The sequence below is a fragment of the Allosphingosinicella deserti genome, assembly GCF_003012735.1.
Lineage (GTDB): Bacteria > Pseudomonadota > Alphaproteobacteria > Sphingomonadales > Sphingomonadaceae > Allosphingosinicella > Allosphingosinicella deserti.
On the sequence record NZ_PXYI01000014.1, the window covers coordinates 38,072 to 51,488 of the forward strand.

Here is a 13,417-nt window from a genome sequence, read left to right on the forward strand (position 1 = left end):
TCCACATTTTTTTGGGGATAAGTAGGTGCCGTAGACTTGATTCCGCTTCCAAAACAATATCGTGTGCGGCCCCATGAGACGAACCCCTCCTTCGACACTGTTCGAGCGCTCGCAGGTTCACGCCGATCGTTCGACTCAGTTCAGCATACGGTCTGCGGGAATGCCTACGTCGGCGATCCGTCGCTACGAAGTCGCCGGAGAGGATGGCGACGGCAACGTGCACAGTTTCCACACGGACAATCTTGAACAGGCACAGGATATTGCCGAGATCCTGTCCGAAGACCTCGCAAACGTTCGCGTCGAGGAACATGGTTGAGGCGACGCCCGCAGGGTAACCACGTCGGCCACCGAGGCAGCCTCACCCTGTCAGCGATGTGCCCGGATCTCAGGCGATCGGGTATCGCTGGATGATGCGAACGTCGGTCAGATCCTCGCAGAGGATCTCGGCGATGTCGCCTGCCTGCTGCGGACAGTCGGTATGGAAGCTGTGGATGAGACCGTCAGCGTCCTCGCCGCTGACCTCAAAGTGCCTCGAGGCGCAGGACGGAGCGTCCGGCCGCCGGACGGTGAACTCGGTCCGGCGCGCTGCGGCGGTTGCTTCCTGGTCAATCGGCATCATGTCCGCCTGTCAGCACGTTGTCCTGGTTCCGTATCTCTGCTCGCCCCTTATGCGGCCTGCAAGGCCTCCCGCTTGCAACCGTCACGGCAACGGCACAATTCGCCGTTTCGGAGCGAACGCCGCCATTTGCACTGGCCCCGGGCGCCCAAGGACAAGGGCCTGCAATGCTGCCGGGGCGCGGGCAGGGCGAGCCTGCCCGCGCGTTCATCACTTCACCGCAAGTCCGCAATTGACCGCAGGGACCGTAGCGGTGCCGCGGCCGGTTCGGAGGATAAGGACACCGTTCGCGTCCTGGTCGCCGGCCAGTTCGTTCAGGAATTCCTCGAGGTTGGTGTAGCCGTCGCCGTCAGCGTCGAGAGTGCCCTGGGTGATGCCTTTTGACGCCTCCCAGCGATCGTCCATGCCGTCGAGGTCCGCGTCGGGAAACGGCGTTCCGCCCGCCAGGGTGGGCCAGCCGCCCACCTCGGCAGGGCTGTCGATAATCTTGCCCTTGCAGGCAAGGAACTCACTGACGACCCTCGTATCGGCAGTGTCGCGCGGGAAGGCGCCGGCGAATTGCGCGACGTCGCGGACGCCTTGGGTGGCATCCGTGTACAGCGTGACCGTCATCGGAAACGGATAGGCGGTCACGTATTTCCAGTCTTTCGGCTCCAGGAAATAGCGTTCGTCGAGGGTCGGGTGCGTGCGTCGACCATCGATATTCCCCTTGAGGTAAAGGCCGGCGTACCCGGGATAGGTCGAATATTCCTCTTGGTAGTCGCCGCCGTAGATCGGAAGCCATGCCGAAGAGCTGGGCCCTCGTGAGATCCAGTTCCCAACGACGTTCGCCTCGCGCTTCACTCCGGAGCCGGCGTTGCGCGCGACCTGCAGCATCGAGAAATACTGATGCGCCATCTCCCGCATGTTGTAGGACACGACGTTCACGATGTCGACGCGCCCGCCGACGCCCGCATTGGGAAGGCGATCGGTGGCGTGGCCGATGAATGTGTGGTGCACGGTGATGCCGCTGCCCTCGATGAACATGCCCTTGGCGTGCTCGAGCTGCTTGTGCGTCGAGTGGCTCAGGCCCTCATAGACGAGCGACCATTGAACGGTGATGTTCGAGGACATCTTCGTCGAATTGAACGGCTCGTCCGTCGCCCAGGATAGCGACACATGGTCGAGGATGGTGTTCTTCGCGCCCGCGTCGACCGTCACGGAATCGGTCGTGTCCTGCTTGGCTCCGGACGTCGGACCGGGACGAACGCGAATGTGCCGGATGATGTTGTCGGGCTTGTTGAAGAAGAGCGGAGAGCCGGTAAGGTTGGAGGGGGCATTGCGCACGGCGATTCCGCCCCCCGGTGCGGTCTGGCCTGCGATGGTGAGATTCCCGGACGTCGGCTTGATCTGGCTTAGCAGCTCGATCGTTCCCGATACACGGAAAACGCAGGTGCGGGGGCCCGTCGCCATCATGCACTCGCGGAGCGAGCCCGGGCCGGAATCCGCCAGGGTCGTGACCGCGAACACCCTTCCGCCGCGGCCGCCGAGCGCGCCGGCGCCGAAGCCCTCGGCTGTGGGAAATGCGCGCTGGGCACCGGTCGACAATTTTGCGGGATTGTAGGCGCCCGGTGTCGGCGACGGCGATGGCGACGGCGCTGGAGGAGGCGGGGGCGGAGGGGGAGGAGGCGTAGGGGCCGGCGGCGGCGGCGGCGGCGGCGGCGGAGCCGGGTTGGTCGGCTTGGGTTTGTCGTAGGCGACGGCCTCCGAGGCGGCAACGCCAAGCACGAGCCCGCTTGCAACCAACAGGTACATATATTTGCTATTCAACGCGATAACCTTCTTCGTCCGGTATTCAGGCCCGATCGAACGCTATTCGGAGCCTTGAACATGCAGTTGATTTGCTTTCCAGGAGCAGGGGCGCGCGGGAGCAAGGCGATCTACTTCGAGATCACTCCCGACCAATCGACCGAAACATCGGCAATAAGGCCATCGTGTCGGACAGCCGCGCCCTGGAGCGCTGACCGCGACCCATTTACCGCGACAACAACTGATATCAATGCCGGGGATTCACTACTGACCGAAAGTCGTACTTGCGTAAACTCGACGTTAGAAGGTTGCTAACAGCAAGTTATCTAATCAACGAACCCGGTTGCGTGATTTTCATGCGGCGGCAGAAGAAGAGCGGGCGGCCATTCTGCGGCTGGCATTCCGATGCGCGGCCGCGCAATCGGCAGCCGTTGCGCCGCGAATCGGAGCGCCGGAAGTTGACGTGGCTGACCTGAATACTGACCGTCGCGGCGGACAAGGCGGCTTCGGCGCTCAGGGGCAGGTTCGCCCCGCGCCTGCCTCCTGTCCTGTCTTGCCGTAGATCCTCTGTCTGAAGAACCACTCATAGGGGCGGCGCTCCAGGTGAAGATGGACGAGGTGAGACGCACCGATCGACAGGCACGTGACGACTGCGAAAAACAACAGAATCGAGGGAGCGATCGCATCGGTGAAGACTCCCAGCCGCTGGAAAATCTCCCGCACCGGGAAGTAGACATAGGGGTGGACGAGGTAGAGGCTGTAGCTCACCGTGCCCGCATAGGTCGTCACCCGGTTGCCGAGCATCTGCCCGGTGAGGCTGCCGGGAAGGGTTGCGAGATAGAAGAATGCACCGGTGAACAGGACGCTGGCGAGGAGGGTCGGTCGGTCGAATTCGTGCCAGACATATTCATGGCGGCCCCTGCTGACGGCATAGAGCGCCAGCGCGAGCACGGCGCATTCGAGCAGGCGCGACCCGGGGCTCGCCCGGAGCGACCATCGATCCTGGACGAGGCGGATGGCGACGCCGAGAACAAAATATATCGAGACCGGCTCGAACAGGAGGAACGCCGCGGCGAGCATGAAGGCGGCAATCCGCACCGAATTGCGGTTCTGCCGCAGCAGCGCGTAGACGCACAGCGAGGTCAGAATGTAGAATATGACTTCATAGGACAGGCTCCATGCGTTGGGGGTGAGCTGCTCCGTCGGCGTGAAGAGGTCCAGGAAGAGAAAGCCGGCGACGATCGCCTCGAGGCTGTTTGCCTTGGGGTACGCGTTCGTGATCGCATTCAGCACGACGAACAGCACGGAGAAGGCAAAGAATAGCGGGTACAGACGCAGCCAGCGGCGCAGCGCGAATTCCCTCGGCGAATAGCGGACTGCACTTGGAAGGATCACATAGCCGGATATGACGAAGAACAGGTACACCCCGTAAGTGCCGAACATCGAAGGGATGCGAACCAGCGCTGCATAGTCCCGATCGCCCGGATAGATGTGCTCCGATGCGCCCGCGAGGATATGCGCGGTAAGGACGAGCAGGCATGCGATCCCGCGAAGGCCATGCGCGGCAGGACTGAACCCGCTCGGCGGGCATGCGAGGCCGTCCGCCCGTCCGCTTCGGTCGGCGGGGCGCCCGGCGTAGCGGGTCATCGGGCGCTCGTGGCCCGCTCGAGGAACGCAGGTCGCAGGGTCATGGTGCTCTCCGTTCGTAAGCCGCCATCGCGCTCGAGCGGCCGCCCGGCGCGCTTCGAAGTCCCGTCGGCCCGACAGTACATCGCTTTCCCGAGTGGGTGCACGGGCCATAAGGGTTAGTCCGGGCGGCTTGCTCGATGACAACTTCGTTATCCTCCGCCGGGGGCGTGGCGGCCCGGGAAGCTACCTCATAGGGGGTAGGTCAAAGGTTCCGCGGAAGTACCCCATGCGCATTTGCTGCGCGGAGGTCCGCACTCCACAGTCGCGCGATCGCAGCGAAGGAGTCCCGGCGTGATCGAGAATGTGCCTCCGGGAGACGGCACGGGTCCCGCTTCGGCCTCGGTCCGGACGATGGACGTACGCCCTGCGCGCTTCACCGATCCGCGACGCTCCGACAGCCGTATCGAGCCCGGAAGCGATCTGCTGACCGCCACGGGGCGTTTGCTGATGTTCCTGTCGGTGCTTGCCGGAAGCTGGCATCTGCTTCGCCCGGGGACGCTCAACATCAGTGTCTCGGACGTGGCCTTCGTCGGCTGCTTCGCGATCATGGTGGCGACCGGGCGGCTCAGCGGCACCCCGTTCGGCGGCCTCACGCCACTCTGGTTCCTGGCGGTCGCGACGATGCTCGGAGGGTTGTTCGTCAGCACCGCGATCCATGGGGACCTCAGCCGCTGGCTGGTTGTCGGAGCGCAATACAGCTTTGCGCTCTGCCTCATCCCGATGCTTCTCAATTCCTATTCGATGTCGGAGACGAGCAGGCTGCCGCTCATCTACTGTCTCGGCACCGCGATGTCGGAGCTCATCGGGATCATCGCCATAAATCTCTTTTCCTATGGCCAGACGAGTGCGCTGCTTGGAACGAAGTTCATCACCGGCAGCGGGCGTCTCGGTGCGCTTGCCGGCGAAGCCAATTGGAATGGTGCGGTCATCGCATTCTCGCTGCCGATGCTGATCTACACGCTGCACAAGCGGATCATCGGCTGGATTCCCGCCGCAATCTGCGGGGCGATCCTCGTCTGGGGGCTGCTGCTGAGCGCCTCTTTCACCGGCTTCTCCGCCACGATGCTTTCCGTGTCGGTCACCCTCCTGCTCCTGGGCTGGCGGCAGATGATGCGCCTGGCGGTCGTGCTCGGGATTGCCGCGGCCATCTTCTTCGCCAGCGGCGCACCGCTGCCGGCAACCTTCGAAAAGCGCGTTGCAGGAGCAATTGCATCCGGCGACCTCAACCAGGCGGGCACCTTCGCCGGGCGGGCCGAGCTGATCAAGGAAGCATGGGGCATGGCAGAGGACACGGCGATCATCGGACTCGGCGTCGATCGGTTTCGCGAGGAGAGCCTGCACGGCGCCCCGGTCCACCAACTGTATCTCCTTATCTGGACCGAGGGAGGCTTCATCGCGTTCCTCGGCTTGCTCGCGACCCTCGGAGTGCTGGGGCTGCTCGCATTCAACGCCCTCCGGATCGACAAGGCGGCCGGAGCGATGGCGGCCGGAGTCCTCGTTGTGTTTCTGGTCTACACGAACTCGAGCGCGCACATGTACGCACGTCTATGGCTGATGCCCGTCATGGTGGCGCTGAGCGCCGTTTACGCCCGCCGCGGTCCGGAGACCGGCCGCCTCGCCGCCCCGTGAGCCCGCGCCGCGGAACAGGCCCGGCAGGCGGCGAAGGATCGGGCGCAGAGTAACGCTACCGCCTTTAGGCTTATGGTTCATGGTCCGCCCCCCGCCTAGACAGGATCTTGCAAGCCGCCGGGGGGACGATCTTCATGGCAGGCGAATGCGGGGGGAGAGTGACAAGTCTATCCATCGCCGATCTGCGGCGACGCGCGCATCGTTACCGTGCGCTCGCGGCGACCGCGGAGCGTGGCGCGAAGACCGACACCCTCCGTCTGATGGCGGATGCTTATGATCGCGCCGCGCGGCGACTGGAGCGCGGCCCGCCGGACATCGCAGATGTATTCATGCCGTGATCGGACCGGTATGAGGGAACCGGAATATCAGGCCACTCTGCGCGCGTCCGTGGCGCTGCCGATCGCCTCGCCGTAGAGCCCGACATGCGCTTGCGCACAGCCTTCGATCGAAAAGGCGGCCGCGCTGGCCAGCGCCCCTTCTGACAGGCGACGGTAGAGAGCTTCGTCGGTCAGCATCGACGCGAGCGCGTCTGCAAGGCGACCGGGATCGGCGCCAGGGACGAGCAGGCCGTTGCGCCCATGCCCGATCAACTCCCTGTTGCCGGGGACATCCGTCGCAACGACCGGCAATCCCGACGACAGCGCCTCGATGACCGCGATCGGCATGCCTTCGTAAAGCGAGCAATTCACGTACAGGTCGGCCGCGGCCATGAGTTCGCGCACGTCGCCGCGCGGTCCCATCAGCTCCACGATCGATCCTGCTTGATGACGTTCGACCAGCTCCTGGAGGGAGTCCATCAGGGCACCGCCTCCCACGATCCTGATCCTCCCGCTCGACGGGTGTGGCGAGAGTGCGCGGGCCAGCAGGGGCGCCGCCTGGATCAGCGTCGGATAATCCTTCTGGCTGGTCAGCGCACCGACACTGAGGATCGTGGGAATTGACGCAGGACGGGCCCGGGATGTTGCTGCGCGGAACGACTCGGAGGCTGCGTTGGGGATAAGCCGTATCGGTCGACGCGCGTAGCGCGCTGCGATCGCGGCGCAGCCGGGCGTGATCGCGACATAGGCGTGGACACATCGGTCGAAGAAGCGAAACATGCGTGGCGGAAAGCTCAACCTCGTATTGTGATGCGTCAAAATCACCGGCTGCCTGGTGCGGGCAAGCCAGAGCATCGGAAGAACTCGTGCCGTATGGGCATGGATGACGTCGGGGCGCAGGTCCGCAAGCAGCCTGCGAAGGGCAAGCGCTCCCGTCAGGACGTTGCCGCGTCGCACCAGTCCGAGCGAGCTGGCGTGCACGCCTGCCTGGCGAACGGCCGCCATCATCGCCTGCTCGGTTTCGACGGAATTGCCGACCGCTCGGGCGTCGGCCAGGGCGGCAACCGAAGCCTCGTGGCCGCTGCCGGCAAATTGCCTGGAAAGATTGCAGACGAGCGTCTCGGCACCGCCCGAGGTGAAGCTCGTGAGGATGGACAGGATGTGCATTGCGGCCTCCCAGACCCGACCATCGGGCGAGGGGCAGCCGGCCGCAATTGCGATTCCGAGTTAGGCTCTTTGCGCCTTTTCGATTCCGGCCGCCTCTATGGCAGATCGTGTGCATGGATCATGTCGGCGAACGGGCCCGAGAGGCGCAAACCGGTGCAATGCCACAGGAAGGCGTGCGGACGCGTGTCCCGCTTCTTCTCCACATCGGCTATCACAAGACCGCGTCCACCTGGCTGCAGTCGAATCTGTTCGATGATCCGCGACAGGGCTTCACGACCGAAACGGGCTCTCCGCGCCATGCGCTCGTCGAGCGGCTCGTCGTGCCCGACCCGCTATTCTACGATCCGGCCGAAGCCGCCGCCGGTTATCGCCGGGCCATTCGCCTTGCCGCCGACAAGGGCTGTACGCTCGTCCTCAGCCATGAACGCCTTTCCGGCTATCCCTCCTCCGGCGGTAGGGACCGCCAGCTGCTGGCCGAGCGGCTGGCCGGGACGTTCCCGGGCGCGCACGTGCTGATCGTCATCCGGGAACAGAAGGCGGTCATCCGTTCGATGTACAGCCAGCACGTGACCGACGGAGGCGTCGAATCGATCACCCGGTTCTTGTCCACGCCCGAGCCGGCGCTTTGCCGCAAGCCGACCTTCAACCTTGGATATTACTGCTATGATCGGCTGATCGCATTGTATCATCGGCTGTTCGGCCAGGAGCGGGTGCTGGTTCTGCCCTACGAGCTGCTCGCCCGGGATCCGCACGCGTTCAGTGCCAGCATCGCCCGCCATTGCCGAGGCGAGGCGAGCATTCCGACATCTGCCAGGGAGCGCGTCAACACCGCACGGCCGCTGATCATGCAGGCCGTTCAGCGCCCGCTCAACATGTTGTTCTACCATAATGAGCTCAGCCCCGGCGCCCTGCTGCACATTCCGCGCTTCCACAAGCGCTTCGCGCGGCTGACCCCCATCTTCCGTGCCCTGTCGCCAAGCATCGTCGAGCGTCGGCTGGACGCCCGCCTTCGGCGGATCATCGCTGCCCGGGTCGGCAATCACTATCTCGAAAGCAACCAACGGACCCAGGCGTTCGTCGATCACGATCTCGCGGCGCTCGGCTACGAGGTGGAACCTGCGGCATGAACGGCAGCGTCGCGCATCCGCGGCACATCGCCATCGTGACCGCCGGGCTCGGCGCCGGCGGCGCCGAAAGGGTGATCGCCGAGATTGCCGGGCGCTGGTCGGCTGCCGGGACCCGGGTCACGATCGTCAGCTTCGATCGTCCAGGCGACCGTGTCTACCACCCGCTCCCGGAACCGATCGCCGTCGTGAAGCTCGGCATCCCGGGCCAGGGCGGCGCCTCCTTCCTCGCCCGGCTTCGCCGCCTCCGATCCACGCTGCACGGGCTTGCACCCGACATCGTGGTGAGCTTCCTGACCAAGGTCAACATCCTCACCCTGCTCGCCACCATGGGGTTGCGGGCGCCGGTCGTGGTCGCCGAGCGCAACAATCCCGAGCGACAGGATGCGCATATATTCTGGCGTCTCGCCTCGAGCCTCGTCCACCTGCGGGCGAGCCTCGTCATATGCCAGACCGAACGGAGCCGGCGCTGTGTCCCGCTCGCTGCGCGGAGCCGGGTTCGCGTCATTCCCAACCCGGTCAACCCTGCGAAACATCTGCCCGTGGCGACCGCGAGGCCGGTCCTCGCAGCCGTCGGCCGGCTTACGCCGCAGAAAGGCTTCGACATGCTCATCGATGCCTTTTCCGCCGTTGCCGACCGGCACCCGAACTGGGATCTGCACATCTGGGGGGAAGGCCCATCGCGTGCTGTCCTGCAGGCGCGGATCGCGGCGGCGGGCCTGAGTAAGCGCGTGATCCTGCGCGGTCTGAGCCCGGAGCCCGGCACATGGGTCAAGGAGGCGAGCGCGTTCGTGCTCTCCTCCCGTTATGAAGGATTCCCGAACGTGCTCGGCGAGGCGCTCGCGGCCGGCCTGCCATCGGTCGCCGCCGATTGCGATTTCGGGCCCTCGGATCTGCTCATCGACGGCGCAAACGGGCTGCTCGTCGCACCGGACGACATGGAGGCCCTCGCGGCAGGGTTGAACAGGCTTCTCGGCGACGCGGCGCTCCGCGCCCGGTTTCGGGACGCCGCGCCCGCAGTCGCGATCCGCTACGCTCCCGAACAGATCTTCAACGCATGGAACGATGTCGTCGAGGCACTCGCCGCGACGCCTCGTCCGGCGGTCCGTGCGCCTCAGGTAAGAGTCGCATAGAGCTCCGCGACCCGGCTGCAGTGGCGCGCCTGCCCGAACCGAGCGATCGCATCCTCGCGCGCCCGTTCGGCCAAAGCCGCAGCCTCGCCGGGATGATCGGCAAGCCGACAGCAGGCGATTGCAAGCGCCATCGGGTCGTCGGGCGGCACCAGGATGCCGACGGCGCCGTCCCGGACCGCTTCGACGTTGCCGCCGGAGCGGGTGGCGACGACCGGGGTTCCAACCAGCATCGCTTCGATGAGGGTGCGCCCGAACGGTTCGCCGATCGCCGGCACGACGAGCTGATCGCACGCGGCGATCCACTCCGTGCCCGGAGAGCGATAGCCCATGAGCCGGACGAAGCCGGCGGCTGCGCCCTCCGCGATGCGGCTGGCCATAGCAGCTTCCATTCCGGGCTCCTCGGGGCGCCCGAACATGAGCCCGGCCACGGGGCGCGAGCCGCGCAGCGCCCTTGCCGCGACCACGGCATCGATGAAGGCAAGCGGGCGCTTACGGTCGATGAAACTTCCGAAGAAGCCCAGCAGGAGAGTGTCGTGCGGCAGCCCGGTCTCCGCCAGGACCTTTGCCCGCGCCGATGGGCGATCCGCACGGACGGAGGTGTCGAACGGGCTGTGGAGCACTTCCGCCTTGCGGGCCGCAGACCATCGGCCTGCGGGTGGCAAGGCGAACTGAGAAACGGCGAGGACATGATCGGCCAGCAAAGGAGCGATCAGCCGAAGTCCTCGCGCGTTGGGGTCGCCTCGATGGTGCCAAAGCAAGCGCGCGCCGGCGAGCCGGGCGGCCAGGCCCCAGGCCGCATGCGTGCGCCCGTCATTGCTGTGGACGATATCGACGCCTTGAGCCTTGAGGAACGCTGTCTTCGCGCGAAGTCCCGAGAGCGCATGCAAGGCCTGCCGCGGCCCGATCCGCATACCGGGCTCGAGAGGCTCGTTGGCGGCCTCCGGGCTCGCCACGATCTCCTCGCCTTCGAACAGGCGGGCGATTGCACCCTCTCGGGCCTGCGGCACCACCAGGATGCGGAAGCGGGCGCGGTCCAAGCCCTTGACGAGGCCGAGCACGGAGATGTGGCTGCCGCCCACGGTGTCACCCGTGAACGGGAAACAGACCGTCAGACGCCGGTCGCCGGCCATGAAGCCCTCCAGCCCTTCATTCCGCGGCCGCCAGCGCGCGCCCGGCCGAAGGTTCCACGTTCGCCGCATGCCCGGCCGACGCCGACACAGCAGGCGATCCTGTCCCGATCGCGCTGTAGGCGAACCCCGCAGCCTCCGCAGCGGCGCGCGAATAGACGTTGCGAAGATCGATGAGCCTTCGATGCCGCATCGCCGCGCCGAGCCGCTCGAGATCGAGCGCCCGGAACAGGTCCCATTCGGTGACGATCGCAAGCGCATCCGCGTCCGCAGCCGCCTCATAGGCATTCCCGGCCATGGTGACATTGGGGAGATAGGTTCGTGCCGCCTCCATTCCCTCCGGGTCGTAGGCGCTGACCCTGACACCGGCATCCTCGAGGGCCTGGACGATCGCCACCGCCGGCGAATCCCGCATGTCGTCCGTGTTCGGCTTGAAGGTAAGGCCGAGAATGGCGACTCGGCTTCCGCGCACATCCCGCCCGAGCGCGCGGATGATCCGGCGTCCCATCGCGCGCTTGCGCGCCTCGTTGACGCTTGCCACTGCTTCGACCACCCGAAGGGGCGTCTCATGATCCTGCGCCGTCTTGAGAAGCGCGAGCGTATCCTTGGGAAAACAGGAGCCGCCGTAGCCGGGTCCTGCATGCAGGAACTTGGATCCTATGCGATTGTCGAGGCCCATGCCGTGCGCGACATTCTGGACGTCCGCTCCGACGGCCTCGCACAGGTCGGCGAGCTCGTTGATGAAGGTGATCTTGGTGGCGAGAAACGCATTGGCCGCATATTTGGTCAGCTCGGCGCAACGTCGCCCCATTGCGACAACCGGCGAGCGGTTGAGGAACAATGGCCGATAGACCTCCTGCATCACCGCGAGCGCTGCCCCGGAATCCGCGCCGATCACGATCCTGTCGGGGCGCTTGAAATCGCTGATCGCGGCGCCCTCGCGAAGGAACTCGGGGTTGGAGACCACGTCGAACCGCGCGTTCGGAGCGGCCTCCCGCAGCACCACTTCGACTTCGTCGCCGGTGCCGACCGGGACGGTCGACTTGGTCGCGATCACCGTGTAGCCCGTGAGGCTCCGGCCGATCTCGCGCGCCGCCGCATAGACATGGCTTAGGTCGGCATGGCCGTCGCCGCGCCTCGACGGTGTTCCGACCGCGATGAACACCACGTCCGCAGTCGCCACCGCCGGACCGATCTCCTGCTCGAACTGCAACCGTCCGGCGCTCGCGTTGCGCATGACGAGCTTCTCGAGACCCGGTTCGAAGATCGGCATGCGGCCGTGCTTCAGGGCCGTGACCCGGGCCTCGTCCTTGTCGACGCATATGACGTCGTGGCCGAAATCGGCGAAGCAGGCTGCCGAAACGAGGCCCACATAGCCTGCTCCCACGATGGTGATGCGCATGTCATTGCCCTCCCTGGAGCGTGGTTGCGGCGTCTGCGGCAGCGCTTGCGGTCAGGCGCCGGTGCAGATGGTCGAGGAACTCGTCGAAATTGTAGTTGCCGTCATGGTCGGCGTCGCCCCACGGATCGTGGCGCTGCGGGTCGATCTGCATCCGGCGCTCCCATTCGTCGTCCATTCCGTCGCGATCGTCGTCGCGATAAGGCGGCGCCGCGGCCGCTGCCGGGATCGTCCCGGGCCGGGTCTTGATCCTGCCGCGCCGTGTACGGACGTCCGAGAGCACTCCGGCGTCAAAAGCATCACGCGGTAAGGCACCAGCTTCTTTCAGAACCCGTTCATAGGCCTGTCCGGACGGCATCGTCCTGACGGTCGGACTGCAGGTCGGCTTGTCGATGGTCGCCGCCGGCAGGAGAGGGGACATGTGCACGAAAGCGCCGTCGAAGTGATTGTCCCAGAGATAGACCCTGGAGATCCCCTTGGAGCCGATCAGCTCGCGGTCGATGCCCACCGCCTTGCGTGCGGTGTTCGGCCCGCCACGGAAATAATTGCCGGTGATCGCCACCGGCGTTCCACCATAGCTTTCCCAGACTTCCGCGAACTGCGAATTGGCGTTGTAGAAGACGTTGTTCACGACTTCCACGCACGATCCGGGTGCGAAATTGATGTCCGGATTGCGATCGCCGCTGTGCGCGCAAAGATTGCCGATGAAGCTCAGATTCTGCGGACCCTGAGGGTCGCTGCCGAGAAGCGCACACTTGTCGTGCGGCGGTATTCCCTCTGCGAACAGCGACGAACTGATCGTGATCCGGTCATTGTCGCCATAAGGGTTGACCAGTTCGTCACGGGCCCAGCTGCCGCTTACATGGTCGAGAATGACATTGCGGCTGTTCTCGATGGTGAAGGCGTCCTCCCCCGCCGGATCGGGTCCGAAGGTGTCAAGCCTGACCCGCACATGGCGGATCACCACGTCATGCGTGTCCTTGACGATGATCGGAGTTCGTCCGGCACCGTCCGAAGAATTGGCGATGGTAATCCCGCCGCCCGGCGCGGTCTGCCCCGCGATCGTGAGGTAAGGCTGCTTGATCGCCGGAGAGGGGCCGTGAAAGCGGATCGTTCCGCTGACCCTGAAGACGCAGGTCCGGGGCCCGGAGGCCTCGATGCAGCTCCTGAGCGAGGCGGGGCCGTTATCCTCGAGCGTGTCGACATAAAGGATGCGGCCGCCGCGACCGCCGCGACTGGTGGCGCCATGGCCGACGGCACTGGGAAAGGCGAGCTCGCCCGAGACCGGAGTCGGCTGAGGCGGCGGCGCCGCTTCCGTCCGTCCGGAGCAGGACGGGAGAAGGGCCAGCACGCCGGCAAGCAGCGCGGAGCCGCGCCGAAGACCTGGAGCCTGGAACTGGGGGCGTGCGGAACAGATCATGACGATCG

Annotated in this window: 12 protein-coding genes; 5 read left to right on the top strand and 7 right to left on the bottom strand. The window is 65.5% G+C overall.

What is annotated here, in order from left to right; genetic code table 11:
* Positions 1 to 160 precede the first annotated feature (160 nt).
* Positions 161 to 316, top strand: coding sequence for a hypothetical protein (locus C7I55_RS28390; RefSeq protein ID WP_158266606.1), 156 nt, complete (start codon positions 161 to 163; stop codon positions 314 to 316).
* A gap of 69 nt (positions 317 to 385) precedes the next feature.
* Here the strand turns inward: C7I55_RS28390 and C7I55_RS26395 are convergent, their stop codons facing one another.
* The 3 genes from C7I55_RS26395 to C7I55_RS26405 all read right to left on the bottom strand — a co-directional run bounded on the left by C7I55_RS26395 (position 386) and on the right by C7I55_RS26405 (position 4,051).
* The gene (locus C7I55_RS26395; RefSeq protein ID WP_146151156.1) at positions 386 to 616 is read right to left on the bottom strand and encodes a hypothetical protein; all 231 of its coding nucleotides are present in this window, start codon (positions 614 to 616) and stop codon (positions 386 to 388) included.
* A gap of 210 nt (positions 617 to 826) precedes the next feature.
* Positions 827 to 2,410, bottom strand: a complete 1,584-nt coding sequence (locus tag C7I55_RS28605) for a hypothetical protein (protein WP_199193092.1) — start codon at positions 2,408 to 2,410, stop codon at positions 827 to 829.
* A 507-nt stretch (positions 2,411 to 2,917) separates the two neighbouring features.
* Complete coding sequence (locus C7I55_RS26405; protein WP_158266607.1) at positions 2,918 to 4,051, bottom strand: acyltransferase family protein; 1,134 nt, start codon at positions 4,049 to 4,051, stop codon at positions 2,918 to 2,920.
* 333 nt (positions 4,052 to 4,384) lie between these two features.
* Between C7I55_RS26405 and C7I55_RS26410 the strand changes: the two genes are divergently transcribed.
* Together C7I55_RS26410 and C7I55_RS26415 are read left to right on the top strand one after the other, a co-directional pair.
* Positions 4,385 to 5,722 (top strand): O-antigen ligase family protein, encoded by a 1,338-nt coding sequence (locus C7I55_RS26410; protein ID WP_106516052.1) that lies wholly within the window; start codon positions 4,385 to 4,387, stop codon positions 5,720 to 5,722.
* Between the two features lie 158 nt (positions 5,723 to 5,880).
* Complete coding sequence (locus tag C7I55_RS26415; RefSeq protein ID WP_106516053.1) at positions 5,881 to 6,060, top strand: hypothetical protein; 180 nt, start codon at positions 5,881 to 5,883, stop codon at positions 6,058 to 6,060.
* A 27-nt stretch (positions 6,061 to 6,087) separates the two neighbouring features.
* On the opposite strand, the gene C7I55_RS26420 is transcribed toward C7I55_RS26415, so the two are convergent.
* The gene (locus C7I55_RS26420; protein WP_106516054.1) at positions 6,088 to 7,206 is read right to left on the bottom strand and encodes a glycosyltransferase family 4 protein; all 1,119 of its coding nucleotides are present in this window, start codon (positions 7,204 to 7,206) and stop codon (positions 6,088 to 6,090) included.
* Between the two features lie 173 nt (positions 7,207 to 7,379).
* Between C7I55_RS26420 and C7I55_RS26425 the strand changes: the two genes are divergently transcribed.
* Together C7I55_RS26425 and C7I55_RS26430 are read left to right on the top strand one after the other, a co-directional pair.
* Positions 7,380 to 8,333: a sulfotransferase gene (locus tag C7I55_RS26425; protein WP_158266608.1), complete on the top strand. Its 954-nt coding sequence runs from the start codon at positions 7,380 to 7,382 to the stop codon at positions 8,331 to 8,333.
* A complete protein-coding gene (locus C7I55_RS26430; RefSeq protein ID WP_106516056.1) occupies positions 8,330 to 9,463 on the top strand; it encodes a glycosyltransferase family 4 protein in 1,134 nt (377 codons plus the stop codon). The genes C7I55_RS26425 and C7I55_RS26430 overlap by 4 nt, the downstream gene beginning before the upstream one ends.
* Here the strand turns inward: C7I55_RS26430 and C7I55_RS26435 are convergent.
* From C7I55_RS26435 to C7I55_RS26445, 3 genes are read right to left on the bottom strand one after another with little or no spacing between them, the layout of a single operon-like run.
* Positions 9,445 to 10,593 carry a glycosyltransferase family 4 protein gene (locus tag C7I55_RS26435; RefSeq protein WP_106516097.1) on the bottom strand — a complete coding sequence of 383 codons (1,149 nt, stop codon included), beginning with the start codon at positions 10,591 to 10,593 and terminating at the stop codon, positions 9,445 to 9,447. The genes C7I55_RS26430 and C7I55_RS26435 overlap by 19 nt on opposite strands.
* 16 nt (positions 10,594 to 10,609) lie before the next feature.
* A complete protein-coding gene (locus C7I55_RS26440) occupies positions 10,610 to 11,992 on the bottom strand; it encodes a UDP-glucose dehydrogenase family protein (protein ID WP_106516057.1) in 1,383 nt (460 codons plus the stop codon).
* Position 11,993: 1 nt separating this feature from the next.
* On the bottom strand, positions 11,994 to 13,409 hold the full coding sequence (locus C7I55_RS26445) for a pectate lyase family protein (RefSeq protein ID WP_233222430.1): 1,416 nt from the start codon (positions 13,407 to 13,409) through the stop codon (positions 11,994 to 11,996).
* Between the last annotated feature and the right edge of the window lie 8 nt (positions 13,410 to 13,417).

Excerpts from the sequence above, each read along its gene's own strand:
- C7I55_RS26430 (WP_106516056.1), top strand. The coding sequence starts at position 8,330 with ATGAACGGCAGCGTCGCGCATCCGCGGCACATCGCCATCGTGACCGCC.
- C7I55_RS26405 (WP_158266607.1), bottom strand. The coding sequence starts at position 4,051 with ATGACCCGCTACGCCGGGCGCCCCGCCGACCGAAGCGGACGGGCGGAC.
- C7I55_RS26445 (WP_233222430.1), bottom strand. The coding sequence starts at position 13,409 with ATGATCTGTTCCGCACGCCCCCAGTTCCAGGCTCCAGGTCTTCGGCGC.
- C7I55_RS26435 (WP_106516097.1), bottom strand. The coding sequence starts at position 10,593 with ATGGCCGGCGACCGGCGTCTGACGGTCTGTTTCCCGTTCACGGGTGAC.
- C7I55_RS28605 (WP_199193092.1), bottom strand. The coding sequence starts at position 2,410 with ATGTACCTGTTGGTTGCAAGCGGGCTCGTGCTTGGCGTTGCCGCCTCG.
- C7I55_RS28390 (WP_158266606.1), top strand. The coding sequence starts at position 161 with ATGCCTACGTCGGCGATCCGTCGCTACGAAGTCGCCGGAGAGGATGGC.
- C7I55_RS26440 (WP_106516057.1), bottom strand. The coding sequence starts at position 11,992 with ATGCGCATCACCATCGTGGGAGCAGGCTATGTGGGCCTCGTTTCGGCA.
- C7I55_RS26420 (WP_106516054.1), bottom strand. The coding sequence starts at position 7,206 with ATGCACATCCTGTCCATCCTCACGAGCTTCACCTCGGGCGGTGCCGAG.
- C7I55_RS26395 (WP_146151156.1), bottom strand. The coding sequence starts at position 616 with ATGCCGATTGACCAGGAAGCAACCGCCGCAGCGCGCCGGACCGAGTTC.